Source organism: Gluconacetobacter johannae (assembly GCF_014174305.1).
Taxonomy (GTDB): domain Bacteria; phylum Pseudomonadota; class Alphaproteobacteria; order Acetobacterales; family Acetobacteraceae; genus Gluconacetobacter; species Gluconacetobacter johannae.
In genome coordinates this window covers 1-24,126 of the sequence record NZ_JABEQH010000032.1, presented here as the reverse complement: position 1 = coordinate 24,126, position 24,126 = coordinate 1, and the positions used below count along the sequence as shown (strand labels likewise).

Annotated in this window: 20 protein-coding genes, 1 tRNA gene and 1 pseudogene; 11 read left to right on the top strand and 11 right to left on the bottom strand. The window is 66.8% G+C overall.

All coding sequences use genetic code 11. The features are described 5' to 3' along the window. The 7 genes and pseudogenes from HLH21_RS16625 to HLH21_RS16595 form a co-directional block, all read right to left on the bottom strand. Positions 1–267 (bottom strand): annotated as a pseudogene (locus tag HLH21_RS16625) (ammonium transporter); the annotation flags it as partial. Further along, positions 264–602, bottom strand: a complete 339-nt coding sequence (locus tag HLH21_RS16620; RefSeq protein ID WP_182944866.1) for a P-II family nitrogen regulator — start codon at positions 600–602, stop codon at positions 264–266. The gene HLH21_RS16620 and the pseudogene HLH21_RS16625, both read right to left, overlap by 4 nt. A gap of 1,037 nt (positions 603–1,639) precedes the next feature. Beyond that, positions 1,640–2,911, bottom strand: a complete 1,272-nt coding sequence (locus HLH21_RS16615) for a histidine-type phosphatase (RefSeq protein WP_182944865.1) — start codon at positions 2,909–2,911, stop codon at positions 1,640–1,642. Next, entirely contained in the window at positions 2,911–5,418 is a 2,508-nt protein-coding gene (locus HLH21_RS16610; protein ID WP_246379930.1) for a TonB-dependent receptor domain-containing protein, read from the bottom strand. The genes HLH21_RS16615 and HLH21_RS16610 overlap by 1 nt, the downstream gene beginning before the upstream one ends. Before the next feature lie 87 nt (positions 5,419–5,505). After that, positions 5,506–6,450 (bottom strand): FecR family protein, encoded by a 945-nt coding sequence (locus HLH21_RS16605; protein WP_182944864.1) that lies wholly within the window; start codon positions 6,448–6,450, stop codon positions 5,506–5,508. 6 nt (positions 6,451–6,456) lie between these two features. Continuing rightward, positions 6,457–6,939 carry an RNA polymerase sigma factor gene (locus HLH21_RS16600; RefSeq protein ID WP_264811907.1) on the bottom strand — a complete coding sequence of 161 codons (483 nt, stop codon included), beginning with the start codon at positions 6,937–6,939 and terminating at the stop codon, positions 6,457–6,459. A gap of 324 nt (positions 6,940–7,263) precedes the next feature. Next, a complete protein-coding gene (locus tag HLH21_RS16595; RefSeq protein ID WP_182944863.1) occupies positions 7,264–8,556 on the bottom strand; it encodes a DEAD/DEAH box helicase in 1,293 nt (430 codons plus the stop codon). Between the two features lie 235 nt (positions 8,557–8,791). Here HLH21_RS16595 and HLH21_RS16590 point away from each other — a divergent pair, with 235 nt between their 5' ends. From HLH21_RS16590 to HLH21_RS16580, 3 genes are read left to right on the top strand one after another with little or no spacing between them, the layout of a single operon-like run. Continuing rightward, a complete protein-coding gene (locus HLH21_RS16590; RefSeq protein WP_182944862.1) occupies positions 8,792–9,349 on the top strand; it encodes an RrF2 family transcriptional regulator in 558 nt (185 codons plus the stop codon). 2 nt (positions 9,350–9,351) lie between these two features. Beyond that, positions 9,352–9,741, top strand: coding sequence for a cupin domain-containing protein (locus HLH21_RS16585; protein ID WP_182944861.1), 390 nt, complete (start codon positions 9,352–9,354; stop codon positions 9,739–9,741). 18 nt (positions 9,742–9,759) lie between these two features. After that, complete coding sequence (locus HLH21_RS16580; RefSeq protein ID WP_182944860.1) at positions 9,760–10,668, top strand: NAD-dependent epimerase/dehydratase family protein; 909 nt, start codon at positions 9,760–9,762, stop codon at positions 10,666–10,668. 57 nt (positions 10,669–10,725) lie between these two features. Here HLH21_RS16580 and HLH21_RS16575 read toward each other — a convergent pair whose 3' ends face one another. The 4 genes from HLH21_RS16575 to HLH21_RS16560 form a co-directional block, all read right to left on the bottom strand. Continuing rightward, positions 10,726–11,448: an AraC family transcriptional regulator gene (locus tag HLH21_RS16575; RefSeq protein WP_246379927.1), complete on the bottom strand. Its 723-nt coding sequence runs from the start codon at positions 11,446–11,448 to the stop codon at positions 10,726–10,728. A 443-nt stretch (positions 11,449–11,891) separates the two neighbouring features. After that, positions 11,892–12,755: a hypothetical protein gene (locus HLH21_RS16570; protein ID WP_182944858.1), complete on the bottom strand. Its 864-nt coding sequence runs from the start codon at positions 12,753–12,755 to the stop codon at positions 11,892–11,894. Then, on the bottom strand, positions 12,752–13,744 hold the full coding sequence (locus HLH21_RS16565) for a ferritin-like domain-containing protein (RefSeq protein WP_182944857.1): 993 nt from the start codon (positions 13,742–13,744) through the stop codon (positions 12,752–12,754). The genes HLH21_RS16570 and HLH21_RS16565 overlap by 4 nt, the downstream gene beginning before the upstream one ends. Positions 13,745–13,864: 120 nt before the next feature. Continuing rightward, entirely contained in the window at positions 13,865–14,539 is a 675-nt protein-coding gene (locus tag HLH21_RS16560; protein ID WP_182944856.1) for an ATP-dependent Clp protease proteolytic subunit, read from the bottom strand. Between the two features lie 213 nt (positions 14,540–14,752). Between HLH21_RS16560 and HLH21_RS16555 the strand changes: the two genes are divergently transcribed. From HLH21_RS16555 to HLH21_RS16520, 8 genes are all read left to right on the top strand, one after another. After that, positions 14,753–15,781: an OmpA family protein gene (locus HLH21_RS16555; RefSeq protein ID WP_182944855.1), complete on the top strand. Its 1,029-nt coding sequence runs from the start codon at positions 14,753–14,755 to the stop codon at positions 15,779–15,781. A 174-nt stretch (positions 15,782–15,955) separates the two neighbouring features. Beyond that, positions 15,956–17,215 carry an LL-diaminopimelate aminotransferase gene (locus HLH21_RS16550; RefSeq protein WP_246379922.1) on the top strand — a complete coding sequence of 420 codons (1,260 nt, stop codon included), beginning with the start codon at positions 15,956–15,958 and terminating at the stop codon, positions 17,213–17,215. 79 nt (positions 17,216–17,294) lie between these two features. After that, positions 17,295–18,653, top strand: a complete 1,359-nt coding sequence (locus tag HLH21_RS16545; RefSeq protein WP_182944854.1) for a homoserine dehydrogenase — start codon at positions 17,295–17,297, stop codon at positions 18,651–18,653. Positions 18,654–18,765: 112 nt separating this feature from the next. Then, entirely contained in the window at positions 18,766–19,761 is a 996-nt protein-coding gene (glpX, locus tag HLH21_RS16540) for a class II fructose-bisphosphatase (protein ID WP_182944853.1), read from the top strand. A gap of 108 nt (positions 19,762–19,869) precedes the next feature. Beyond that, positions 19,870–21,693, top strand: coding sequence for a single-stranded-DNA-specific exonuclease RecJ (gene recJ / locus HLH21_RS16535; RefSeq protein WP_373319669.1), 1,824 nt, complete (start codon positions 19,870–19,872; stop codon positions 21,691–21,693). A gap of 82 nt (positions 21,694–21,775) precedes the next feature. After that, a tRNA-Glu gene (locus HLH21_RS16530) sits at positions 21,776–21,851 on the top strand. 841 nt (positions 21,852–22,692) lie between these two features. Then, positions 22,693–22,881, top strand: coding sequence for a DUF5681 domain-containing protein (locus HLH21_RS16525; RefSeq protein ID WP_182944852.1), 189 nt, complete (start codon positions 22,693–22,695; stop codon positions 22,879–22,881). Positions 22,882–23,083: 202 nt separating this feature from the next. Further along, entirely contained in the window at positions 23,084–24,019 is a 936-nt protein-coding gene (locus HLH21_RS16520; RefSeq protein ID WP_182944851.1) for a 2-hydroxyacid dehydrogenase, read from the top strand. Positions 24,020–24,126 lie beyond the last annotated feature (107 nt).

Genomic DNA, 24,126 nt, shown 5'->3' with positions numbered 1-24,126 from the left:
GTAGCCCGCCACCATCCACACCACGGTGATGATGCAGCAGATGGCGAACGACTGCATGACCGTCGCCAGCACGTTCTTCTTGCGGACCATGCCGGCATAGAACAGCGCCAGGCCCGGAATGGTCATCATCAGCACCAGTGCGGTGCTGACCAGCATCCATGCCGTGTCGCCGGTGTCGATCGCGGGGTCCGCCGCCAGCGCCGGAGTGGCGAGGAAGACGAACGCGATCGCGAAAAGAAAGAGAGACGCCTTGAGGGGAGTGCTCATAGTGCGCCTTCCCCCGTTTCTCCTGTACGAATCCGCATTGCCTGCTCCAGATCAAAAACGAAGATTTTTCCGTCACCAATTTTGCCGGTATTCGCGGCCAGCCGGATGGCTTCCACCGCACGATCGGCGATGGAACTGGGAACCGCGACCTCCAGTTTCGATTTCGCGACGAAATTCGTCTGGTATTCCGCGCCACGATAGATCTCGGTCTGGCCTTTCTGCCGACCAAACCCCTTCACGTCCGTCACGGTCAGGCCGACAACGCCAATGGCGCCGAGGGCCTCGCGAACCTCTTCGACCTTGAAGGGCTTTATGATTGCTACAATCATTTTCATGACCTGTCCCCATCCAGGCTGCGACAAGCTGTTTCATTGTCGTTTTCGCTGTATTTTGTTGATCGCACTGAACTTGACCGAAAAACCCGCCTGTTCGGAAAACTCCACATCAAACCGCGCCGACGCGCCTTCGGGTATGAATACCCTGACATACTTAATTTCTACGGATGTGACTTCCTGATATGTATACACTCCAACCCGACGAATCCAATAAAGCGAACGCAGTACATCACGCCCGCCTTCCTGCTCGGGGGGCGCAATGTTTTTACTTGCAATAAAATACTTCTACCTGTTCCCGCCCCAAACCCGCCTGAGCCTTATCTTGAACCATTTTGCTCACGTAATAATGTTTCCATCCGACGGGACAACATCCCCGGCCGACGGATGTCGCACACGACAATGTCATAAGTCCGTAACGGTTTCGCTGGACATACCGTTTCAAAAGACGCGCAAGACGCAACGTGCGAGTCCACGATAGGGTTCCCGCCGGCAACGCGATTTCATGGCAATTTTGTGGCGGCCGGATCAGGGATGCCGGTTCCGCCCGTCGTCACCGGCGATGGCGCGGAAGGTCGTCATGGATATGGCGACGAATGCCACCCGATACGAGGCCGGCATGAAAAACTGAACTGGAACGTGACGCGCGTTGTGGCGGACCGGCCGCCACGACGCGCGTCATTTCTGAATTTCCATTTCCGCGACCGTCAAAACGGTTCCCGAACGGATACCCGCACCGGCGGCCGGTTACCGTCGCGCCCGCGACGGCCTTCCGATCACCCGTTCGGCCGAAGCCCTTTGCGCCGGGGCAGCGCACCATGAGCGCGAAGGTAACGCTTCTTCCTTCGCTTTGGGCGAGGGAGGTCGGGCGTTGCCCGAACCCACCAGGGCCTGAGGCCCTGGACCCCGATCATGGATAACGGATTGGTTTCCAAAGGCCTGTGGCCTTTGGCGGGTTTCAGGGCAGCGCCCTGAGATTTCTTGCGAAATGCTACCTTCGCGCTCATGGGGCAGCGCACCATGTCGGGCGGAAAAGCCGCTCAGGCCGGAGGATGCGCGGCGATGCCGGCCCGGACCTCTTTTTCCAGCGTTGCCAGCGGGCATTCCACCTGCCGCGCGCACGACGCGATCCGCAGGTCCATCCCCCGGCCTGCGTTTTCCAGCGGAAGGGCATTCCGCAGTTCCGCCAGGCTCTGATGGAAGATGACCGCCTTGATGACCGGCGCCCCGTCCGGCCGGCGCCAGAGTTCGAAGCCCAACGTGGTGTCGGGTGCGGTCCGATCGGGCTGGTCCGCGAAATACCAGTCCAGGCCGAAGATCGTCGCCAGCATGTCCAGCGTCGTGTCATGCCCGGCGAACATCACTACGCGCGCGTCGCCGCCGATGACCGTTCCATCCGGCAGGGCCACCGGTTTCCCGCCCAGACTATCCAGGATGGCGGACGCCAGGACCCGGCCGCGCGGATAGGCGATCGCCGGCAGCCGGCGCAGCATATCGCTGGCATGGGCATGCGCCGGCATGATGTCGTCCAGCAGCGCCGGGACGTCGCGCCGCCCCCAGGCGATGGCGTCGTCGGGCATGCCCTGAAGATATTCCAGCAGCAGATTTTCCGCCGACGTAGCCGCCAGGGCCAGGCCGGCGGACAGGCGCGGCGCGCCATGCGTCCAGTCGACGCCGGATGCCGCGGTCAAGCAGGGGCCGCCCGAGGCGCAACCGTCCGGCGCAATCACCGCCTGCAGCGTCGAGAGCGCCTGCCGCACGGTTGCGGCGCCTTCGGCATCGTGCTGCCGCACAACGGACAGTTCCCGCATGATTTCGGCCCGGTTCAGCGTGGCGGCGCCGGCGGCCACCGCGTTGAACATCGGGTCGTGCCGGCCCGCCGGCAGCGAGCGCGAGATCGTCGGGCAGCCGCCCGCCAAGGCCCGGGCCATGATCTCGCCGCTCTGGCGGGTCCGATCATCGGCGGAATCGCCCCAGACGACCACCTCCTCCTTTCGTGGGCACCCTGCCGTCGGCAGCAGGCCCGCCGCCTGGTAATGGCGGGCCAGAAAGCCGCCCATCAGGGCAAGGTCGGCCCGCCCGTGGTCCGTCAGTTGCCCCGGCGGTACCGGCCATGCCGCCCAATCCCGGCCGGTCTCCTCTCTCAGCCGTTCGACCGGCTGCGTGGGGCTGCGGATGCCATGCCGGGAAACCAGCACGACTTTCTCCAGAACCGGCTGCGCGGCCGTGGTCCGGCACCGGGCGGCCGACAGGCCGCCCGACATCGTGCCGCCGACGACAAGCGTCAGGCACAGAAGGGATGAAAGGCGCATCAGGGCACCGTCATCGTCAGGTTGAAGAAGACGCTGCGCCCCGACAGGCGCCAGTACAAAGGCGCCCCGTCGGGATATCCCGCGCTGGCGGCGGACTGGTTCCCGGCGAAATCGCTGATGGCGTGGCTGTCGAACAGATTGGCGATCTTCAGGCTGGGCGTCAGGTCGCGCAGCACCCCGCCGACATTGCGGAAATGCCAGCCCAGCGCCAGATCGGCCGTCACGACGCTGTGGATGCGATACTGGTTGGCGAAAACGGCCTTGCCGGCCTCGTCCGTCGTGCTGTCCAGGCCCCAATGGTTCCCGACATATTTTCCGATGAGCGAAAAGTACGGCCCCTTCGGATTTTCATAGAGCAGGCCGAAGGAGGCCAGCGCATTCGGCGTCTCGGCCACGCGGGTGTGCGTGCCTTTGTATTCCGCGTCGTTCACGCTGTAGTTGCCGTAGAGCGACAGGCCGAGACCAAGGGCATATTGCCCCTCGATCTCCAGGCCCTTGTAGATGGCGCCACCGCTGTTGACGTAGGTGGATTCCGTGCCGATACCCGGCACGTTGATCTGCGCCGAGGCAATGTAATTGGAAAAATCAATGTAGTAGGCGTCGGCCGACAGCGTCCATTTCTTCTTCTGGACGACCGTCCCGACCTGGTAGTTCCAGGTCGCCTCGGGCTTGACCGACCCGACGCTCTGCACCTGGAAGACGCTCAGCGGCGGCGCCAGGAAGCCCCGCGCGGCCTGCGCGTAGGCGCTCCAGCCGGGCAGGATGATCTGGTTGAGCGCAATGGACGGCTGCCAGGACGTGAAGGTCTGCTGGTCGTTCAGGGGCATCTTCGTGCCCTTGTTGATCGGCGCATCATAATCGCGATGGAAATAGGAATATTTGATTCCCGGCTTGACCGTCATGCCCCGCAACGGGCGCCAGTCGAATTCCAGATACGGCTGCAGCGTCGTGTTGAGATCGTGAATATCATAGCTGTAGGCCGATCCGGTCTTGCCGGGCACCGCGACGCCGCCCTGCGACAGATCGAGCGCGTAGGTATAGCGTCGATCGTCCTGCACATCCGCCCAGACCCCGGTCAGCACATCGCCGACCGGCGTCCGGGCCTTGAAGCCCAGCGTATCGCCGTAGGAGCGGAAGGCGGCGTCGGCATATTTTCCGGGAATATCGTTCTTGTAGGTGGCCACTTTCTTGCCGGCGGCGTTGTAGAAGGTGACCCCGTTCGCCGATGCATCGTCCTGGCTGGCGTCCGTCGATTCCGTATAGGAATGTTCGAACCCGTTCATGTACAGGCGATTTTCAAAATCGAGCCAGGGCGTCAGCTTCGTCTTGAGATTGATGTAGCTGAAATCCGACTGATAGGTGCTCGGATTATAGCCGTAGAAGCATTGCAGCTTCGGGTTGTCGCACAGGCCGTAATTGTTGCCGTAGCGCGCATATTCGTCCAGGGTCGCCCCCTGCGTGGTATATTGCCATTCCTTGTTGTAGGTCGTGGCGATCGTCAGCGTCGTGTCGTCGCCCAGACGCACGACATCCTTGAACAGGATATTGCTTCGCCGCTCGGCGGAATGGGTGAGGTAGCCGTCGGTTTCCTCATGTTGCAGGTCCAGTACCATCTTGCCAAAGCCGGTCTTGCCGCTATCGACCTCCAGGCCGCCGGCGCGGGTGTTGAAGCTGCCGTAGGTGCCGTAGGGCGTCACCCCGAAATGGTCGGCCGGCGTCCGGGACGTGAAGCCGATCGTGCCGCCGAACGTCGCGTTGCCGATCGTGGACGCCGTGCCGGGGCCGCGATCGACCTCGGCCTGCCCCAGGAAATGCGAGATGAACAGCGAAGATGTCGTGTGATGCAGGTCGCTGGCGTCGCCGAACGGGATGCCGTCGAACGTCATGTTGTACTGACCATCCTGGAAACCACGCAGGCTCATGGTCTCGGCCTTGCCCATTCCGGGGCCGTTGGGGTTCTGCGTCCAGACGCTGGGCTGGAATTTGACGATGTCGTCGATGCTGGCCAGCGGGATGATGTTATTGGCAATGAATTTGCTCTGGATGATCGAGGTCGGCTGCGTGATCCACAGCGGCACCGTCGATGGCGCCAGACGCTCGGCCCGGCCGATCACCGTGATGGCCTCGGCCTTGCCGTCCCGCCGATCCCTGCCACGCGCCTTGCGCGCCGCAGCACCGGCGACCGCGTGCGGCGTCGCAATCAGCACGCTGCCGTCCGCCTGCGTGACCGGCCGCAATCCCGTCCCGGCCAGCAGCCGGCCGATGGCGTCCTGCATGCTGATCCGGCCGTCGATCGCCGGCGCGGTCCGGTTGCCGATGTCGCCGGGGGCGAACAGGATGTCATGTCCGCTGATGCGTGACAGATCCTCGAGAGATTGCGAAAGCGGCTGCGCCTTCAGATGCACGGTGACGGCATCCGACGCCGCATGCGCGATGGACGCGGCCCCCCCACCCAGGCTCATGGTCAGCAGAACGATCGAGGGCCGCAGGCCCGGCAGGCGGGGCATCGAGGAATTCCCATCAGTGGTGCCGATCACTCGGCTTGCTGACAGGACGAACGAGGGCGCGGCGCCCTCAGTAAAAACCCAGCCCTTTCATAAAACCTTCATGATGTGGATGGTCTGCCCCTGCCTGACCTTCACGGGCAGCAGCGCCTGGAGGGCGCGGACGAAGCCGGCCGTATTGCCCGCATGGTAAAAGCCGCTGATCCGCAGCGCCGCCACGCCGTCGGGCGCCAGTTCCATCTTCATGAGGCTATAGCGGTTCATTTCCCGCACGGCGTCACCGAGGGGGGTCTCGCGAAAGGCCAGGCGTCCGCTCTGCCAGGCCATCAGGTCCTCGACCGGTGGGCGATCAATGCGCGGCGGCAGGTCCGGATCGACGCGCAGGCGCTGCCCGGCCTCCAGCCTGACCGGCTGCCCCGCCCCGGACGCGCGGGGCAGAACCGCGAGGCTGCCCGCCAGCACCGTCGCCGTCAGCCGGCGGTCGATCAGGCGAACGTCGAACTGCCCGCACTCGGCCACCAGGGCATGGGTGGGGGTTTCGACGCGATAGGGATGGTCGCGCCGCGCCAGCCCGATGGCCGCCTGTCCGCACCTGAGGACAAGGCGGCGATGCCGCGCGTGCGGCGGCACCAGAACTGTCGTGTCGGTGTCGAGCAGGATATCAATCTTCGGGCCGAGGCGCAGGCGACGCTGCTGCCCGATGGCCGTGACGTAGATCTCGGCTTCGGCCGGACGCGGCGCATCGACCAGCAGGCTCGTCCCCAGCAGCATCCCGCCGGCCAGCACCGCGCGGCGCGTGGGCATCCGGCGCCCTGCCCGCGACGGGGCGTGCGCGGGATGACCTGCCGATGGCGCGTACGACGGCGCAAGGCCGCCGACCTCGGCCCATACGTCCGACGCCTGTTCGAAGATCGCGCGGTGGCGGGCGTCTTCCGCCAGCCACGCGCGGAAGGCCTGCCGGTCGGCTTCCGAACAATCCTCGGCATGAAGCCGCGCCATCCAGCGCGCGGCCGTCCGTGTGATCGACGACGACATGGCCGTTCAGTCCATGACCCATTCGGTCAGGAAACCGATCGCCTTGCTGACATGCTTTTCGACAGCGCTGACGCTGATCTCCAGCCGCAGGGCGATATCGCGGTACGAAAGCCCTTCCAGCCGGTGCAGCAGGAAAATCTCGCGGGTCCGGGCGTCCAGTTGCGCGCACCCCTCGCGCAGCCTCTGCAAACGCTGTCGCGCCATAAGCACCGCATCGGGCTGTGGGCTCGGGCACGGCACGGAGCCGACGTCGTCCCCTTCATACGGCGCAACCGCGCCATGCCGTTCACGCCGCGCCTGGTCCACGGCCAGGTTGCGGGCCGAGCGCACCAGGTAGGCGTCCGGATTCCGCACCCCCTCCTGACCGCGTTCAAGAAAACGCTGGACCGCGGCCTGCAACAAGTCCTCGGCATCGTGGCGACCCGTGATCCGCCTGATCCGGGCATGCAACGACAGCCAGCGCGGATGGGGAATCGCCCAATCCGTCACGGACCGAACCCGCCATGGGTCGAACCGACACCCCGACAAGAGGCCCCGTCCTGCCTATGCATCCGCATCATTGCCGATCCCGCCATTCCGCCGTCCCGGGCGTGGTAGGGGCGGGTCGGCCCCCTGTCATCAGGCCCGAGCCTGTTTTCATGAAATCTTCATGGAACCCGGCGGGGGGGGGCGCAGGCATGAAAGAGGCAGGGCGCTGCCCTGAAACCCGCCAAAGGCCGCCGGCCTTTGGAAACCAATCTGTTGTCCATGGTCCGAGGATCGGTAACACCGGCGGGATGGCAAAGACCCTTCGTGACCCGTCCGCCAGCCCGATCAGACTTCCTCTCGAACCGCCCTGGCCGCTGCCCGCGCGGCCATCTTCTCTTCCTCGGTCCAGACTTTGCGCTCCCGCTTCTTCTGCGGCTTGACTTCCTTGGCCGGCGCACCGCCCAGCACGGGTGGGCGCATGGTCGAGTTCCGCGCCGCTTCCGAATGCCACGGGTGATCGGCCTGAACGATCAGGGTGCGGCCGATTTCCCGCTCCACATCACGCAGCCAGGCCCGCTGCTCGGCATCGCAGAGCGTGATGGCGAAGCCGTTGCGGCCAGCGCGGCCGGTGCGGCCTATGCGGTGGACATAGCTTTCCGGCAGGCTCGGCAGGTCATGGTTGAAAACATGCGTCACCGTATCGACGTCGATGCCGCGCGCTGCGATATCCGTCGCCACCAGGACCTGCGCGGTTCCGGAGCGGAAGGCGTCCAGCGCGCGTTCCCGCTGGCCTTGCGACTTGTTGCCGTGCAGAGCCTCGGCCGTGATGCCCGCCTCGGTGATGAAGGCGCAGACTTCGTTGGCGATGTTCTTCTGCAGGGTGAAGACCACGGCCTGGCCGATCCCCGGCGTCCGCAGCAGCGCCAGCAGCGCCGCCTTCTTGTCGGCCGCATCGACGAACATGACCGACTGCTCGATCCGGTCGACGGTGGTTGAGGGCGGGGCGATCTCGACCTTCGCCGGATCGCGCAGGAGGTTCTCGGCCAGCGCGGCGATGGATTTCGGCATCGTTGCCGAAAACAGCACTGTATGCCGATCCTTCGGCAGCGTCGCGACGATACGCTCGATCGGCTTGGCGAAGCCCATATCGAGCATCTGGTCGGCCTCATCCAGCACCAGCGCCTCAAGCTGCGACAGGTCGCAGAGGCCCTGGTCGATCAGATCCAGCAACCGCCCCGGCGCGGCCACGATGATGTCCACTCCGGTCTTGAGCGCATTAACCTGGTGGAACGGGCTGACGCCGCCGAAAATCGTCGTCACGCTGGGCTTCAGATAGCGACCGAAGCTCTCGAAGCCGTCGGCGATCTGAGAGACCAGTTCGCGCGTGGGCGCGAGGACCAGGACGCGGGCGCCGCCCCTGGGCGCCGGGCGGGGGTCCGCGGCGAGGCGATGCAGCAGCGGCAGCGCGAAAGCGGCGGTCTTGCCTGTGCCGGTCTGAGCCATGCCCAGCAGGTCGCGGCCCTCCAGCAGCATCGGGATTGATTGGGCCTGGATAGGGGTCGGGTTGGCATACCCTTCCTCGGCCAATGCGCGTAGCAGGGTCGGCGCCAGGGAGAGATCGGCAAAAGTCATGGGCATGGTCAAGCGGCGCCTCCGGCGCTGAGTAAGGCTGCGCCTGTTCGGGCTTCGCTGGTTCGGAACGCGGACTTTTACGGGTGATGCCGCATCGCGTCAACGCGGAGAGAAGGCGCGCGTGGTGGTTTTTCCCTCCACCCGCGCCCGCCGCAGACCCCACCCGGAATGTCAGCTTCATGACGACAGATTTGTCCCTGCCGGCCTTGCGAATCAAAACGCGGACTTATAAAGTCCGCGTATGTCACTTTATGGCGCAAGCACCGAATATGTTCTGCATAGCCTGCTCTGGCTCGTCGATAACCCCGAGCCCGTCAGCAGCCTCGATCTGGCGGAGTTCCAGAATATTCCGGCCGCATTCGTCGCGAAACTTCTTCCCAAGCTCGAAAAGGCCGGTCTTCTTGTGGCGTCGGAGGGGTTGAGGGGCGGCTACAGGCTGGCCAAACCCGCCAGCGACATCAGCATTCTGGCAGTCGTAGACGCCGCTGATGGCCAAAAGAGCCTTTTCAACTGTCAGGAAATCCGGGGACGATGTGCCCTTTTCGATGACCGGCCGCCACAATGGGCAACGCAAGGCGTCTGCGCCATTCATGCCGTCATGCTGCGGGCCGAACAGGCCATGCGGCGGGAACTGGCTCAGACCTCGCTTGCGGATCTGGCGGAATCTGTCCGGGAGAAGGCTCCGCTTCCTTTTCTGGGAGAGACGCAGTCCTGGTTTGATGAGCGCGTACAGACGCGTCGGACCAGAAAAGTCAGACAATCTCTGACCCGCGACCATTCCCTGCAACAGGAAAATTGAATATGTGCAAGTTCATCGTTCTTGGCGCCATGGCCATGTGTTTCTGGGCCTCACCCCTCCAGGCGGCGACCAAAGTCACCCCCCTGCTTGCCCATGATCTGCAAGGCGTTCCCGGCAAGGAAGGCGCCATGCTGACGGTCGATTACCCGCCCGGAGGCTCGGACCCGATCCACAGGCATAATGCTTCGGTGTTTGTCTATGTGCTGAAGGGAAGCATCATTATGCAGGTCAAAGGCGGCGCTCCTGTGACACTCAAGGAAGGACAGACCTTCTTTGAAGGACCGGACGACGTTCACCTTGTGGGGCGCAACGCCAGCCACACTGAACCTGCCCGTTTTCTTGCGTTTTTCGTCAAGGACAAGACTGCCCCCTTCGTTTTTCCCGCACACTGATCCAAAGGATATCGGGCCATGAAGGTTCTTGTCGCCGGTGCCAGCGGAGCACTGGGCCGTCCGCTGATCGCCCGCCTGCGAAACGCAGGGCACGAAGTCTGGGGGCTGGCCCATCGCCCCGAGAGCCTCAAGGTTGTCGAGATGCTCGGTGCTCATCCCGTGAAGGGCAATGCGCTCGACCGGTCCGGTATTTTCACACTTCTTGAGCAGATCCGTCCGGAAGCGGTGATTGACCAGCTCACCTCTCTCCCCGCCAGCCCCTTCGATCTACCCAAGCGCCTTCCCGCCGACCGTAAACTGCGTCTGGAAGGCGGAGGTCATCTGTTTGAAGCTGCTCGGACATGGAAGGTACAGCGTTACATCCAGCAATCCTGCGGTTTCTATCTGGACGGTGAAGGTGAACTGGCAACAGAAGCATCACCGCTGAGGATCGGCGCTCCCGGCACGATCGGAGAAAGCGCCCGTATGTATGCAGCTTTGGAAAAGCGGGTCCTGAACGCCCCTTCGATAGAAGGCGTAGGGCTGCGATACGGATTTTTCTACGGCCCCGGAACCTGGTACTGGCCGGATGGTGCGTTCAGCACGCATCTTTCTCAGGGCGAAATCTCCCTCATTGGCGCAGGAAGCAGCACATTTTCCTTCATTCATGTGGATGATGCCGCGCAGGCGACCGTGGCGGCCCTAACAGCGCCAACCGGGCTCTATAACGTAGTCGATGGCCAGCCCACAAAAATGTCCGAGTGGTTGCCAGCCTATGCGAACTGGATCGGAGCGGGTGTTCCCTCCGATCTCGACGAGCAAGAGGCTCTTCGCCTGATGGGCGAGGAAAGCGTCTATTACCAGAACAGTCTGACGGGTGCGTGCAATCGGAAAGCCCTGGAGGTATTGGGCTTCAATCCACAGGGACTTCCCTGGCTCGACAGGTAAATCGAAAGACATTTCCTATCGCGTCAGCTGGGGCGCTGCCCTGCCCGCGTCACGCTCCTATTTCAGCGGCAGGTACAGGTCGGTGACTGCCTCGTGTTCCGGCACATCGGGGAAGAATGTGACGCGCTGGGCATAAAGGGGAAAGTCACGCAGTTCCTCGCCACTGGCAGGTAGCCATGTGCCATAGAGAAATTCCGCGGCGGGCCGCAGATTGTCGCTGTTGCCGATGACGCGCAGCACCGCGCAGCGTCCGGCCGGAATAAGGCCGGCCTCCACACCCTCGTCGGCCAGGGTTATCGTCCGATTGGTGGCGGCGGCCAGATCAATCCGATAATCTTCAGGAAGCACGCTGTCGGGATCGGCGTGGAAAATGGTGTAGGTGGCATGGGTCGCGGCGCGTACGCCGCTCGCCTTGCGCCAGGCGATAAAGCGGCGGATCGTCTCGCCCAGCCTTTCGGGGCTGCCCTCATGGGACATGAAGGCGACCGGAATGTCCGCCTCCTTCCTTACAGAAACATCATTGATCGAAAAATTCCGTGTCATGATCCGGCTCCGTGCCTCGGTCAGCGGCGCCATTGCCGCTGCCCATGCCGACCAGTCCGGCCTCTCGCGAAATGTCGATGGTGCTTGTCCCATCCGCTGACGAAAGGCCCGAGCAAAGCTGTCAGGCGCTTCATAGCCAGCATCCAGCGCGATCTCGGTAACCGAGACATTCCCGCGATAGGCAAGCCGCCACGAGGCGCGCCAGTACGCGCTGCATACGCGCATGGTACCGAACAAGATCGACGGGAGGTTTCGACACGAGGAGTTCCTTGCTGGTGGCCTGCCCGAGATAGGACTCACAGTAGGCACAGCGCTCGACCGATCTTGCGGTTTTGAGCATGCTGGGGGGAAGGCAGAGCGTGATTGACGCGCACCGTGCAGACTATGTGGCATTCGTCATCGATGTGTTCGCCCGCTACATCGTCGGCTGGCGCGTCAGCCGCACGGCGCGAGCCGGCTTCGTGCTCGATGCCCTAAAGTCGCGCCTTCGCGCACGTGGGTCGGCAAGGGCCTCGGCCCCATAAGCGCGAAAGTAACGCGTCTTCCTTCGCTGTGGGCGAGGGAGGTCGGGCGTTGCCCGAACCCACCAGGGCCTGAGGCCCTGGACCCCGATCATGGATAACGGATTGGCGGGTTTCAGGATAGCGCCCTGAGATTCTTGCGAAATGCGACCTTCGCGCCTACCGCGCCGCGGCGCGCAGGTGCGGGCGGCGGCGGTCCCACAGGCGCATGCCGCGCAGGGCCAGGTCGGCCATGGCGGGCAGCAGGCGAGGCTGCATCAGGTCGGGGTCGAATTCCTTCATCCGCCGGGCGTTCTCGCGGTAGCAATCCTCGACGAACTGCCCGAACGAGAAATCGTCGAGGAAGACGTTGGCCTGTGTCACCGCGAAGTCGCGCCCATCATTGGGCTGCTGCCCGCGCCGCACCATGGCCAGCAGCCGGCCCAACGCCCGGCCGTAGAAGCGTGTCGATTTCAGCGCGCGCCGCACCCGCCCCAGGCCACGCCGCCGTTCGCGCCAGGCCATGTAGTTGATGAAGAAGACGATATGCCGCGTTTCCTCGAACATCAGCACATCGAAGATCTCGAACAACCCTTCGGGCAGGAAGTGCGACTGGCGGGCGTTCTTGAACGCGCCGAAGCCCAGGAAGGCGTCGAGGCATTCGCCGAAACCGAAATCAATGAAGGCGGTTTCCAGATCGGCGGGGAAGGTCTCGATCGGCTGTTCGGTCGCGTCGATGCCGTAGCGGTCGATCATCACGCGGATCAGCCTGGCGTGGCGCGCCTCCTCCAGCCCCTGCAGGGCCACGGCCTCGCGCACCACGGGGTCGTCGATCTGCGGGGTGAAAGCGTCGACGATCGCGCCGGCGCGGCGTTCGGTGTGGTACACCTCCTGCCAGAAGGGAATGGTCCGCAGGCGGGCCAGTTCCTCGTCCGTCAGTTCGGGCCAGGGCAGGGTCTCGGGGTCGAAGACCTGATGGGTGGCGACGAACTGACGGCAGAACAGATCCTTGTGGGCTTCCGAGCCGGCTTCGACACGGCTCAAGCAGCGCGCTCCACCTGCCGGGCGGTCGAAGGTGTCTTCACGAACCGGCGGATCAGCCGGGCCAGGTTCGGCGCCAGCTTCGGCCGCAGCAGGCGCGAGTCGTAGCCCGCGAAGCGACGGTCGTTTTCCTCCAGACACAGGTCTATCAGCTCGCCCAGGCTGAGGTCCATGTCCGCGACATCCTTGGCGCCGCTGACGGTGAAATTATTGTCCTGTTCGTGGACATTGCCGTCGGCGTCCATGGTGCGGGCCAGCCCCATCCGCTCGTAGGCCAGGAACACCCACACCGCCAGGACCCGGATCTCGAACCACGGGCGCTTCCAGACCGGCATCGTGGCGCGGTACCAGGCCAGCCAGTTGGCGAACAGCAGGATGTGGCGGCATTCCTCCTGCATCACCGGTTCGAACGTTTCGATCAGCTCGGCGGGGAAGAAGCCGGACTGCCGGGCCAGCGCGAACAGGCCGAAGGCGAAGAAGCTGTCGACGCATTCCGAAAACCCGGTGACCAGGTACGCCCATTCGACGTCACGCGGCTCGATATACGGGGGTTCGGGGGCCATCTTGATGTCGTAGGCCTCGACCAGGCGCGACAGGACCTCCTTATGGCGGTTTTCCTCCCACGCGTTGCGCGACAGGGCGTCCTTCATGTCGGGGTCGTCGATCAGCCGCGCATAGGCGGCCATACGCAGGCGCGCCTTGCCTTCGGTCTGCACCGCGATGTCCCAGATCGGCAGCGAGGTCACGCGCTTCAGCGTCACCGGATCCAGCTTGGGCCAGTCGATGACCGAGGGCTTGTAGGGGTTGAACGTGTCGCGGAACATGGCGGCGACGGCGCGCTTGTGCTCGGTGCTGCCGGGTTTCAGGGGGCCGGGAACCGGGCTGGACCAGTGGCGGGCGTTGAAATCGGCCTCGGCCACCGTGCGGGCGTCGGCGCCCGTGGGGTCAATGGCCTCGGGCAGCGAGGAATAGATATCGGAAAGAGAGTTCATGATGATGCGGGCTCATTAAGCAGAACGGCGCCGCGCGGCCACCTGGGCCGGCGCGACTCCACCTGGCAAGAGCGCCCCGCCCGACCGCGCGGCGGCAGGCGGACGGGGCGTTCCCGTCGGCTAGCGGATGTCGGACAGGGCGGTGATGACCCGGGTGACGAGGCCGTAGGCGATCGCCTCGTCGGCCGACATCCAGTAATTGCGGTCGGTGTCCTTGCAGATCTTTTCGTAGCTCTGCCCGGTTTCGCGCGCGAACAGGCGGTTCAGGCGTTCGCGCATCTTCACGATTTCCCGCGCTTCGATGTCGATATCGGTCGCGGGGCCGCGCACGCCGCCCATCGGCTGATGCAGCAGGAAACGCGTATTCGGCAGGCAGAACCGGCGTTGCGGGTTGCCGGCGGCGAAGATCAGCGCGCCGGCCGACGCCACCCACCCGGTGCCGATCACGTTCACCGGGGCTACCGAATCGACGAACCGGATCATGTCGTGGATCGTGTCGCCGCTTTCGACATGGCCGCCGGGCGAGTTGACGTAGACGTCGATCGGGTGGTCGGACGCGCCGGCCAGCGCCAGCAGGCGGCCGGTGACGTCACGGGCCAGCTTGTCGTTGATCGCGCCGAAGATCAGCACCTTGCGCTGGTCGAACAGACGGCTTTCCAGCTCGCTGATCGGCGAGGACAGGGTCTTGTTGTCGCCCGGTTCCTTGGGTTCGGGGCCCTGGGGTTCGGGGATGTCGGGACCGTCCGGATCCTCATCATCCATCCGGATGCGGTTTTTCGGCTGCATGCCGGTCATTCTCATCTCCCTGTATCCAGGACTGTATTGGTCACGCGTTCCATCCTGCGCCGCCTTCGGCCCGGTGCCAAGACCCGACCTGCCCCGCGCCGTCGGGATGGGTGCGGGCGGGGCGGCCGCGCACGCTCTCTCGCTAATGGCGGAAGGGCGGGCTAGAAGGGCGGATCGCCCCTGTTCGTCGCGATCAGGATTCGTCATGGAGAGAAGATGGGTATGACGGCGCTGCTGCCAAGAGAGCGTTCTGCACGCGCCGACGCGCGCCGCGCCATCCGGGCCGGACGCATGGCGCCGACCCTGGCGGGCCTGCTGATGCTGGCGGGGTGCGGGCATCGCGATGCGTTCGACGCGACGCTGGACTGGTGGCACCAGTACGAAGGCGGGGTGATCGCCCAGCAGCGCCCGCCGCCGCCCGGCATCCACGACCCTTATCCGGCGGTGGGCCTGACGCCGACCACGCCGCCCGCCATTCCGTCCGCCGCCCTGCGCCAGAGCATCACCGAAAACCTGGTCGAGCAGCGGAACCTGGCCCATCGCCAGGCGGTCGAGATCGGTCCGCTGACCGTCACGGCGCCCGGAACGGCCAAAGCCGGCGCACCCGGCCCGGCCAGACCGGCCCCGCCCGCCGGCCCCGAACAGCCTTCCGCGACGCTGGAGGCCGCCGAACGCCCGCCGCGGGGCGCCGCCGCCCCGACCGCCGCTGCGACGCCGGCCCCATCCGCCGCCCCCCGAACCGGCGAAGCGCCGGCGGCCATGCCTGAGGTCGCCATGCCCGAGGTTGCCATGCCTGAGGTCGGGGCCGATGTCGGCGGCGTGGGCGGCCCCGCCGTGCAGGCGGCCGTGCCGCCGGACGTCGCGGCGCGGCCGCCCGCGCCGCCCCGATTCCCCGGCTTCGCCGTCCCCGAGGACGGCGGGCTGGCGACGCCGGAGCGCCCGGCCTACGACCTGGCCGATCCCCAGGGCACGCGCATCCGCTTCCTGGCCGCGTCGGACCACCCGGTGCGGGGCCAGGAGCGCACCATCGCCGACCTGGCGGGGCAGCGGGGCGGCGGGCCGATCTTCGTCCATGGCTACGGCGAGGCCACGTCCACCGACCCGGCCGAGCAGGCGCGGTCGATGACCCTGGCCCTGCTGCGGGCGCAGGCGGTGGCCGACCTGCTGGCCGCGCGCGGCGTGCCGGCGAACATGATCCACCTGCGCGCCCATCCGTTCGGCGACGGCGTGCGGGTCAGCCCGAACCAGTAAGCGCGGGAAGATGACATGCGCGCGCCCTCGGCGCGGTTGCCTGCCGGGCAGCGGCGTCGCTATACCTAGCAGGACCGGATCCGTTCCCGCCCTTTTCCGATATGCCGCCGACAAGAAGCGGCCCGGAACGGCCTTCCGGCAACCGTCCTGAGCCAGCGTCTCCAAGAGCGATCAATGACCGAAGAATTCCACCGCATCCGCCGCCTGCCACCCTACGTCTTCGCCGAGGTCAACAAGGCCAAGGCCGCGGCGCGCGTCCGGGGCGAGGACATCATCGACCTGGGCATGGGCAACCCCGACACCCCCACCCCGCCGCACATCGTGCAGAAGCTGGTGGAAACGGTGGCCGACCCGCGGTCGCACCGCTATTCGGTCAGCCGGGGCATTCCCGGCCTGCGGCGGGCGCTGGCGGGCTATTACGCGCGCCGCTTCGACGTGAAGCTGGACCCCGAGACCGAGGTGATCGCCACCCTGGGCTCGAAGGAAGGGCTGGCCAACCTGTCGGCGGCCATCACCAGTCCGGGCGACACCATCCTGGTGCCCAACCCGTCCTATCCGATCCATCAGTTCGGCTTCATCATCGCCGGCGCATCGGTCCGTTCGATCCCCGCCACGCCGGACGAGGAGATGCTGCGCGCGCTGGATCGCGCGGTGCGCCATTCGGTGCCCAAGCCGACGGCGCTGATCGTCAATTTCCCGTCGAACCCAACGGCCTATGTCGCGGACCTCGATTTCTATGGCGAACTGGTGGCCCTGGCCCGCCGGCACGACATCTGGATCATGTCCGACCTGGCCTATGCCGAGATCTATTTCGGCGACCGGGTGCCGCCGTCGATCCTGCAGGTGCCCGGCGCGCGGGACATTGCGGTGGAATTCACGTCGCTGTCCAAGACCTATTCCATGGCGGGCTGGCGCATGGGCTTCGCGGCGGGCAATCCGCGCCTGATTACCGCGCTGACGCGGATCAAGTCCTATCTGGACTACGGCGCGTTCACGCCCATCCAGGTCGCGGCGGTCGCGGCGCTGAGCGGCCCGCAGGATTGCGTGGCCGAGATCCGGACCATGTATCGCGAGCGGCGCGACGTGCTGATCCGCGGGCTGCACGCGGCGGGATGGGACGTGCCCTCGCCCGAGGGCTCGATGTTCGCCTGGGCGCCCCTGCCCCCCGCGTTCCGCGAGATGGGCAGCGTCGATTTCTCCAAGCTGCTGCTGAAGGAAGCCGGCGTGGCCGTGGCCCCCGGCCTGGGCTTCGGCGAGTATGGCGAGGGTTTCGTGCGGATCGGCCTGGTCGAGAACACCCAGCGCCTGCGCCAGGCGACACGGGCGATCCGGCAGTTCATGATCCGCCATGGCGTGACCCCGCCCCCGGCGCGGCCCGAAACCGGCCCCCGCGCGGACGCGGCGGCGGATGCGGTGGCGGACGCCGACGCCTGACATCCCGGCGGACGGCGCCCGGCGAAGACGACACACGATTGACGAGACGACGACAGGACATCAGGTGACCGGACAGAACATGATTGCTGACAGCGCGGGCGGACAGGCACGGGGGGCGCGGACGGCCCCGCTGCGGATCGGCATTGCCGGGCTGGGCACCGTGGGCGCGGGCCTGGTCAAGCTGCTGCGCGGGAACGAGACGACGGTGGCCGCGCGGGCCGGCCGGCCGATCACGATCACGGCCGTGGCCGCGCGCGACCGCACGCGCGACCGGGGCGTCGATCTGTCGGGCCTGACCTGGCACGACGACGCGGTGGCGCTGGCGACCGACCCCGATGTCGATGTGGTGGTGGAACTGATCGGCGGGGCCGAAGGCGTGGCCCGCCGGCTGGTCACCGCCGCGCTGGCGGCCGGACGGCCGGTCGTCACCGCCAACAAGGCGCTGATCGCGGTCCATGGCGCCGAACTGGCCGCGCTGGCCGAGCGCGCCGGCGTGCCGCTGATGTTCGAGGCCGCGGTGGCCGGCGGCATTCCGGCCATCAAGACGGTGCGCGAGGGGCTGGCGGCCGACCGGCTGACCCGCGTCGGCGGCATCCTGAACGGCACCTGCAACTACATCATGACCGCGATGCGCGAGAGCGGCCGCCCCTTCGCCGACGTGCTGGCCGAGGCCCAGGCCCTGGGCTATGCCGAGGCCGACCCGTCGACCGACGTGGACGGCATCGACGCGGCGCACAAGCTGGCGATCCTGGCCGGGCTGGCCTTCGGCCGGCCGGTCGCGTTCGCGTCGGTGCATGTCGAGGGGATCCGGGGCATCGATGCGCTGGACCTCGATTTCGCGCGGGCGCTGGGCTACCGGATCAAGCTGCTGGGCCTGGCGCGGCGGCGGGACGACGGGGTCGAGGCTCGCGTCCATCCCTGCCTGGTGCCCGAGAAAGCGCCCATCGCGCAGGTCGATGGCGTGTTCAATGCCGTGGTGGTCGAGGGCGCGTTCGTCGGCCGCCTGATGCTGGAAGGGCGCGGCGCGGGCGAAGGCCCGACCGCCACCGCCGTCGCCGCCGACCTGATCGACGTCGCCCGCGGCAGCGCGGTGCCCGTCTGGGGGCGCAGCGCCGACGGGCTGACGCAGATCGAGGCCCTGCCGCGCACCGCCTTCCACGAGGAATATTACCTGCGCCTGAACGTCCATGACCGCCCCGGCGTGATCGCCGACGTCACCGCCGTGCTGCGCGACCACGGCGTGTCGCTACGCAGCATGCTGCAGCACGGGCGGGCCGACGCCGTGCCGCAGGACGGAAGCGCCGGCGACCCCTCGGTGCCGCTGGTCCTGGTCACCCACCGCACGCGGGAATCCGCGATGATGGAGGCGCTGGGACGCATCGCCGCGCTGTCGGCCGTGATCGGCGCGCCGGCGATGATCCGGATCGACCCCGGCTGACGCCCGCCGTGCGCGCCCCGGCCGGGCGCGCGTGGCAGACCCCATACGGGGCGGTCCCTCGCCCCGGACGTGCCGGCGCCCAGAACCGGCAAGCAGAAGAGGATCATCGACGATGACGTCCACATCGAACCCCGGCTACAAGGTCACCGACCGCAACCTGGCCCTGGAACTGGTCCGCGTGACCGAGGCGGCGGCCATGTCGGCGTCGCAATGGACGGGCCGGGGCAAGAAGAACGAGGCCGACGGCGCCGCCGTCGAGGCCATGCGCCTGGCCTTCGACACGGTCGCGATCAACGGCACCGTGGTCATCGGCGAGGGCGAGATGGACGAGGCGCCGATGCTGTATATCGGCGAGAAGGTGGGCGCCGGCGGCCCGGCGATGGACATCGCCGTGGACCCGCTGGAAGGCACCAACCTGTGCGCCAAGAACATGCCCAACGCCCTGACGGTGCTGGCGCTGGCCGAGGCCGGGAATTTCCTGCACGCGCCCGACATCTACATGGAAAAGATCGTGGTCGGCCCCGACCTGCCGGAAGGCGTGGTGGACCTGGATGCGTCGATCGGCGCCAACCTGCGCGAACTGGCGCGGGCCAAGCGCAAGGATATCGGCGACCTGACCCTGTGCGCGCTGGAGCGCGAGCGCCATGAGGAACTGATCGCCAAGACGCGCGAGGCCGGGGCCCGCGTCATGCTGCTGAGCGACGGCGACGTCGCGGCCGCCATCGCCGCCTGCCTGCCCAACGGGCGCGTCGACATCTATGCCGGGTCGGGCGGCGCGCCGGAAGGCGTGCTGGCCGCCGCCGCCGTGCGCTGCGTCCATGGCCAGATGCAGGGCCGCCTGCTGTTCGAGGATGACGAGCAGGTCCGCCGCGCGCGGGAAATGGACCCCGGCAAGGACCCGTCGCGCAAGCTGGGCCTGTATGACATGGCGCGGGGCGATGTCCTGTTCTCGGCCACCGGGGTCACCTCCGGGCCGCTGCTGCGCGGCATCCGCCGCGACGGCAACCGCGCGGTCACCCATTCGATCGTGATGCGCTCGAAATCCGGCACCGTCCGGTTCGTCGAGGGGCACCATGATTTCTCGACCAAGACCTGGGGCGCGATCTGACGCGCCCCATGCATCCTGAGACCGGCCGTGCCGGTGTCTGACAGCCTGGTCCCGCCCGCCGCGCCGGACATCCGCCCGCGCGCGGCCGGGCCAGCGATGGAACCCGGCATGGCGGACATCGCAGGAGACCGGGTGGATCTGGTGCTGGGCGTGCGCGCCAGCCTCGGCGGCCGGCGCTGGCGGTGGCGCGACCCGCTGCTGGCCGACCCGGACGGCCGGGCCGGGCTGATGATCGCCCAGCAGGCCGGCGTGCCGGAGATCGTCGGCCGGATGCTGGCCGCGCGCGGCCTGGACGCACGCACGGCGGCGCATTTCCTCGACCCCACCCTGCGCGCCCTGATGCCCGATCCGTCCGCCCTGCGCGACATGGACGCCGCCGCCGCCCGCCTGGCCGACGCGGTGCGCCAGGGAGAAACAGTGGGGGTGTTCGGCGATTACGACGTGGACGGGGCCTGCGCGGCGGCGGTGATGACGCAACTGCTGCGCGCGCTGGGCTGCCCGGTGACGACGCATGTGCCCGACCGGATGACCGAGGGCTACGGCCCCAACGTCCCGGCGCTGGACGGGCTGGTGGCGCGGGGGGCGACGCTGATCGTCTGCGTCGACTGCGGCACGGCGGCGGCCGACGTGCTGGCGACCCTGGCTGGCCGGGCCGACATCGTGGTGCTGGACCACCACAAGGCCGAAGGCCCGCCGCCGCCGGTGCTGGCCACCGTCAACCCCAACCGGCTGGATTGCGACTCCGGCCAGCGCGGCCTGTGCGCGGCGGGGGTGGCGTTCCTGACGGCGGTGGCCACCGTGCGGACGCTGCGCCGCGCAGGCTGGTTCGCCGGCCGGCCGGAACCCGACCTGATGGCAATGCTGGACGTTGTCGCGCTGGCGACCGTCTGCGACGTGATGCCGCTGACCGGGCTGAACCGCGCGCTGGTGACGCAGGGGCTGAAGATCATGGCGCGGCGGCAGCGCACCGGCCTGGACGCGCTGCTGGAGGTCGCGGGCGCGCGCGATCCGCTGTCGGCCTTTACCTGCGGCTTCGCGCTGGGGCCGCGCATCAATGCCGGCGGGCGCATCGCCGAATCGGGCCTGGGGCTGGAACTGCTGCTGTGCGACGACGCCATCGAGGCCCGGCGCCTGGCCGAGCGTCTGGACGCCGTCAATCGCCGCCGCCAGACGGTGGAAACCACCATCCTGGACCGTGCGATGGAGGCCGCCGAGGCCCAGCGCGCGGCGGGGCACCCGGTGCTGGTGCTGTCGGGCCGGGACTGGCACCCCGGCGTGGTGGGCATCGTCGCGGGCCGGATCAAGGAACGGTTCAACCGCCCCGTCCTGGTGGGGGCGGAACTGGAGGACGGCACCGTCAAGGGGTCGGGGCGGTCGGTCGCGGATATCGACCTGGGCGCCGCCATCATCGCGGCGCGTCAGGCCGGGTTGCTGACCACGGGCGGCGGCCATGCGATGGCGGCCGGGTTCTCGCTGCCGGGCGCGGGTGTTCCGGCGCTGCATGATTTCCTGAACGACCGTCTGGCGGCGGCGGCGGCGCTGCCCGACGCGGTGGACGTGCCGATCGAAGGCGTGATCCATGTCGCCGGCGCGACCACCGAACTGGCGGCCGAGATCGGGCGCCTGGCCCCCTTCGGCGCGGGCAATGACGAACCGCTGCTGGCCCTCCCGCGCGTGCGGGTGGTGCGCGCCGACCGGATCGGGCGCGAGGGCAATACGCTGCGCGTGCTGGTCGAGGGCGAAGGCGGCGGCCCGCGCCTGAAGGCGCTGCTGTTCCGCGCCGACGACCACCCCGCCGCCGCGATCCTGGAAGACCGCAACGCCCCGCCCCTGCACCTGGCGGGCTGGCTGCGCGCGGAAAGCTGGAACGGACGGGTCAGCGCCGGCTTCTTCATCCGCGACGTGGCGATGGTCGCGCCCCCGCCCCGGTGACCGCGACCATAAAATCGTCCCGCGCCGATCTTGGGGCTTGACCGCCCGCCCCGACCGCGATACCAACCCGCCCAAGCCCGATGTCCCATTCGTCTAGAGGCCTAGGACGCCGCCCTCTCACGGCGGCAACAGGGGTTCGAATCCCCTATGGGACGCCAATAACTTAGCATAGTTATCAACAGGCGTTTTTGGTCTATATGGACCACTACAATTCAAAATCATCCGCAATGCTCCGCAGATAGGTCGGGTCAAATTTACGATAGACGCGGCGCAGTGTGGTAATCCTTCAGATCCATGCCCCGCTCGCGCCCTGACCATTGACCCGAAATGTCGAGCGCCGCTTGACATATTGCTTGGGACAAATCGGGGCGCCCGGCACGGGGGCGAATCCGGCCTATTCCCTGCAGATTTCCGCTATTTTCAGGGTGCTGATCGGCCGATTTCGGCAGGGTTCAGACCCGGCGGGCGTACACCCCTTCACCCGCCGCGCAATCCGCAGAGAACTGCCGTTTATGGGTGGTGGGCTGGGCGATTTCGCCCTGGATCGGCCCGCGCTGGTACGCGCGGATCTGGGCAAAAGAAACCCCCGCCGGAGCGGGATGGAAATATGGTCAGATCAATATCAACACGCGCCAGCATACCGGGATGCTGCGACATCCCGCTCTACTCTCGCCATGCGCTATGCTGACGATTGGGCTATCCTCGATTGGTCGAGGAAGAGGGGTGAGGATGAAGCACTGGATTGTGCTGTGCATGGTCGTTGCGGCGCTGGCCGGGTGCGATCACCAACCGCGCCATGAGCCGCGGAAGACGCCAGCGTGTATAGAGTACCGCTCGATGATGACCGCGCCGATGGCGCCGGATGCTATGCTGCGGTTGCAGGCGCGGTGTGAGGAATCACGAGCGAAGTAATCGCATTTCCCTGTACAGTTCCCTGATTTCCCTGTACGATTTCTGGCATGCGTAATCACCGGAAATATGCTGCGACGGATGGCGACGATGCCTGATAACAGCCCCTCTGAGGCAAAGGCCAACCGGGGGCAATTCAAGAAGGGCCAGAGCGGGAACCCCGGCGGAAAGCCGAAGGCGCTGCGCGAGGTTATCGAGCTTGCGCGCGAGCATACCCAGCTTGCCGTGGAGCGCCTGGCCCATTGGGCGGCGTCGAACGAGCCGGCGGCTAGAGCATAATCCGATCAGTCTGGTTCAAATCCGGCGGAGACAAAGCAGGCGGTAGCCTGCTTGTGAGAGACGTCGTCGATTGCGCCGCGCACCGCGTCCTGCAAGGCATCAAGGGTTCGGGGCGCCACTCGGAGGAAAACACGACAAAGCGCCTTTCCATGCAGGATGGGATACCGATACAGTTCCGGATCGTTCTATCGGGAGGGTGCACATGACGGACGCCATGGTCTTCTACAGCGCGGTCGATACGCCGGAGACCTGGCGCGCGGCCCTGACCGCCGCAGTGCCGGGCCTGACCTTCGTGCTGGCCGACGAACCGTTCGATCCCGAACTGGTCCGCTATGCCCTGGTCTGGAGCCCGCCGCGCGGCTTCTTCAACCGCTTTCCCAATTTGCGGCTGATCGTCAATCTGGGCGCGGGGGTCGATGCGCTGGTCGCCCGCGACGATCTGCCGCCGGGGGTGGCCATCACCCGCCTGCACGACCCGCTGATGGCCCGGATGATGGCCAGCTACGTCCTGTTCGCGGTGCTGCGCCTGGCGCGCGACATCCCGGCCTTCGAGGCCGCGCAGCGGCAGGGACGCTGGGCCTTCATCGAACCCCGGCCGCTGGATTTGACGCGGGTGGGGGTCATGGGCCTGGGCGAGCTGGGCCTGCGGGCGGCGAAGGAATGCGCGCGGCAGGGCTTCCAGGTGCGGGGCTGGTCGCGCAGCCCGAAAGCGGACCCCGATATCGTGTGCTATTCCGGAATGGACAGCCTGGCGGAGTTCCTGTCGGGCTGCGACATCCTGGTCTGCCTGCTGCCGAAAACGCCCCAGACCATCGGCCTGCTGAACGCCGAGCGGCTGGCGCTGCTGCCCCACGGGGCAGGGTTCGTCAATGTCGCGCGCGGCGCGATCGTCGATCAGGCGGCGCTGGTCGAGGCCCTGCGGGCAAGGCGGATCGGGCAGGCGGTGCTGGACGTCTTCCAGCAGGAGCCCCTGCCGGAGGGTGACCCGCTCTGGGGCCTGGACAATGTCCTGATTACCCCCCACGTCGCCTCGGTCGCGCTGCCGGCCTCGGCCGCCCCGCAGATCGCCGACAATATCCACCGCATCCGCGACGGACAACCCGTGCTGGACGCGGTCAACCTGTCACGCGGCTACTGAGAGTATCCGTTGTGATCAAGCGGCTTTTGGCGTCCAGAGGCGGTTGTCCCGCAACAGCGCGTTGGCGAGAACGATGAGTTTTCGCATGATGGCGGTAATGGCGACTT

Bases quoted from the DNA above. Each gene is read 5' to 3' on its own strand.
- HLH21_RS16590 (WP_182944862.1), top strand. From the start codon at position 8,792: ATGTCACTTTATGGCGCAAGCACCGAATATGTTCTGCATAGCCTGCTC.
- HLH21_RS16615 (WP_182944865.1), bottom strand. From the start codon at position 2,911: ATGCGCCTTTCATCCCTTCTGTGCCTGACGCTTGTCGTCGGCGGCACG.
- HLH21_RS16585 (WP_182944861.1), top strand. From the start codon at position 9,352: ATGTGCAAGTTCATCGTTCTTGGCGCCATGGCCATGTGTTTCTGGGCC.
- glpX (WP_182944853.1), top strand. From the start codon at position 18,766: ATGACGTCCACATCGAACCCCGGCTACAAGGTCACCGACCGCAACCTG.
- HLH21_RS16565 (WP_182944857.1), bottom strand. From the start codon at position 13,744: ATGAACTCTCTTTCCGATATCTATTCCTCGCTGCCCGAGGCCATTGAC.
- HLH21_RS16525 (WP_182944852.1), top strand. From the start codon at position 22,693: ATGCCTGATAACAGCCCCTCTGAGGCAAAGGCCAACCGGGGGCAATTC.
- HLH21_RS16620 (WP_182944866.1), bottom strand. From the start codon at position 602: ATGAAAATGATTGTAGCAATCATAAAGCCCTTCAAGGTCGAAGAGGTT.
- HLH21_RS16520 (WP_182944851.1), top strand. From the start codon at position 23,084: ATGACGGACGCCATGGTCTTCTACAGCGCGGTCGATACGCCGGAGACC.
- HLH21_RS16580 (WP_182944860.1), top strand. From the start codon at position 9,760: ATGAAGGTTCTTGTCGCCGGTGCCAGCGGAGCACTGGGCCGTCCGCTG.
- HLH21_RS16605 (WP_182944864.1), bottom strand. From the start codon at position 6,450: ATGTCGTCGTCGATCACACGGACGGCCGCGCGCTGGATGGCGCGGCTT.
- HLH21_RS16610 (WP_246379930.1), bottom strand. From the start codon at position 5,418: ATGCCCCGCCTGCCGGGCCTGCGGCCCTCGATCGTTCTGCTGACCATG.
- recJ (WP_373319669.1), top strand. From the start codon at position 19,870: ATGGCGGACATCGCAGGAGACCGGGTGGATCTGGTGCTGGGCGTGCGC.
- HLH21_RS16555 (WP_182944855.1), top strand. From the start codon at position 14,753: ATGACGGCGCTGCTGCCAAGAGAGCGTTCTGCACGCGCCGACGCGCGC.
- HLH21_RS16560 (WP_182944856.1), bottom strand. From the start codon at position 14,539: ATGACCGGCATGCAGCCGAAAAACCGCATCCGGATGGATGATGAGGAT.
- HLH21_RS16550 (WP_246379922.1), top strand. From the start codon at position 15,956: ATGACCGAAGAATTCCACCGCATCCGCCGCCTGCCACCCTACGTCTTC.
- HLH21_RS16545 (WP_182944854.1), top strand. From the start codon at position 17,295: ATGATTGCTGACAGCGCGGGCGGACAGGCACGGGGGGCGCGGACGGCC.
- HLH21_RS16595 (WP_182944863.1), bottom strand. From the start codon at position 8,556: ATGCCCATGACTTTTGCCGATCTCTCCCTGGCGCCGACCCTGCTACGC.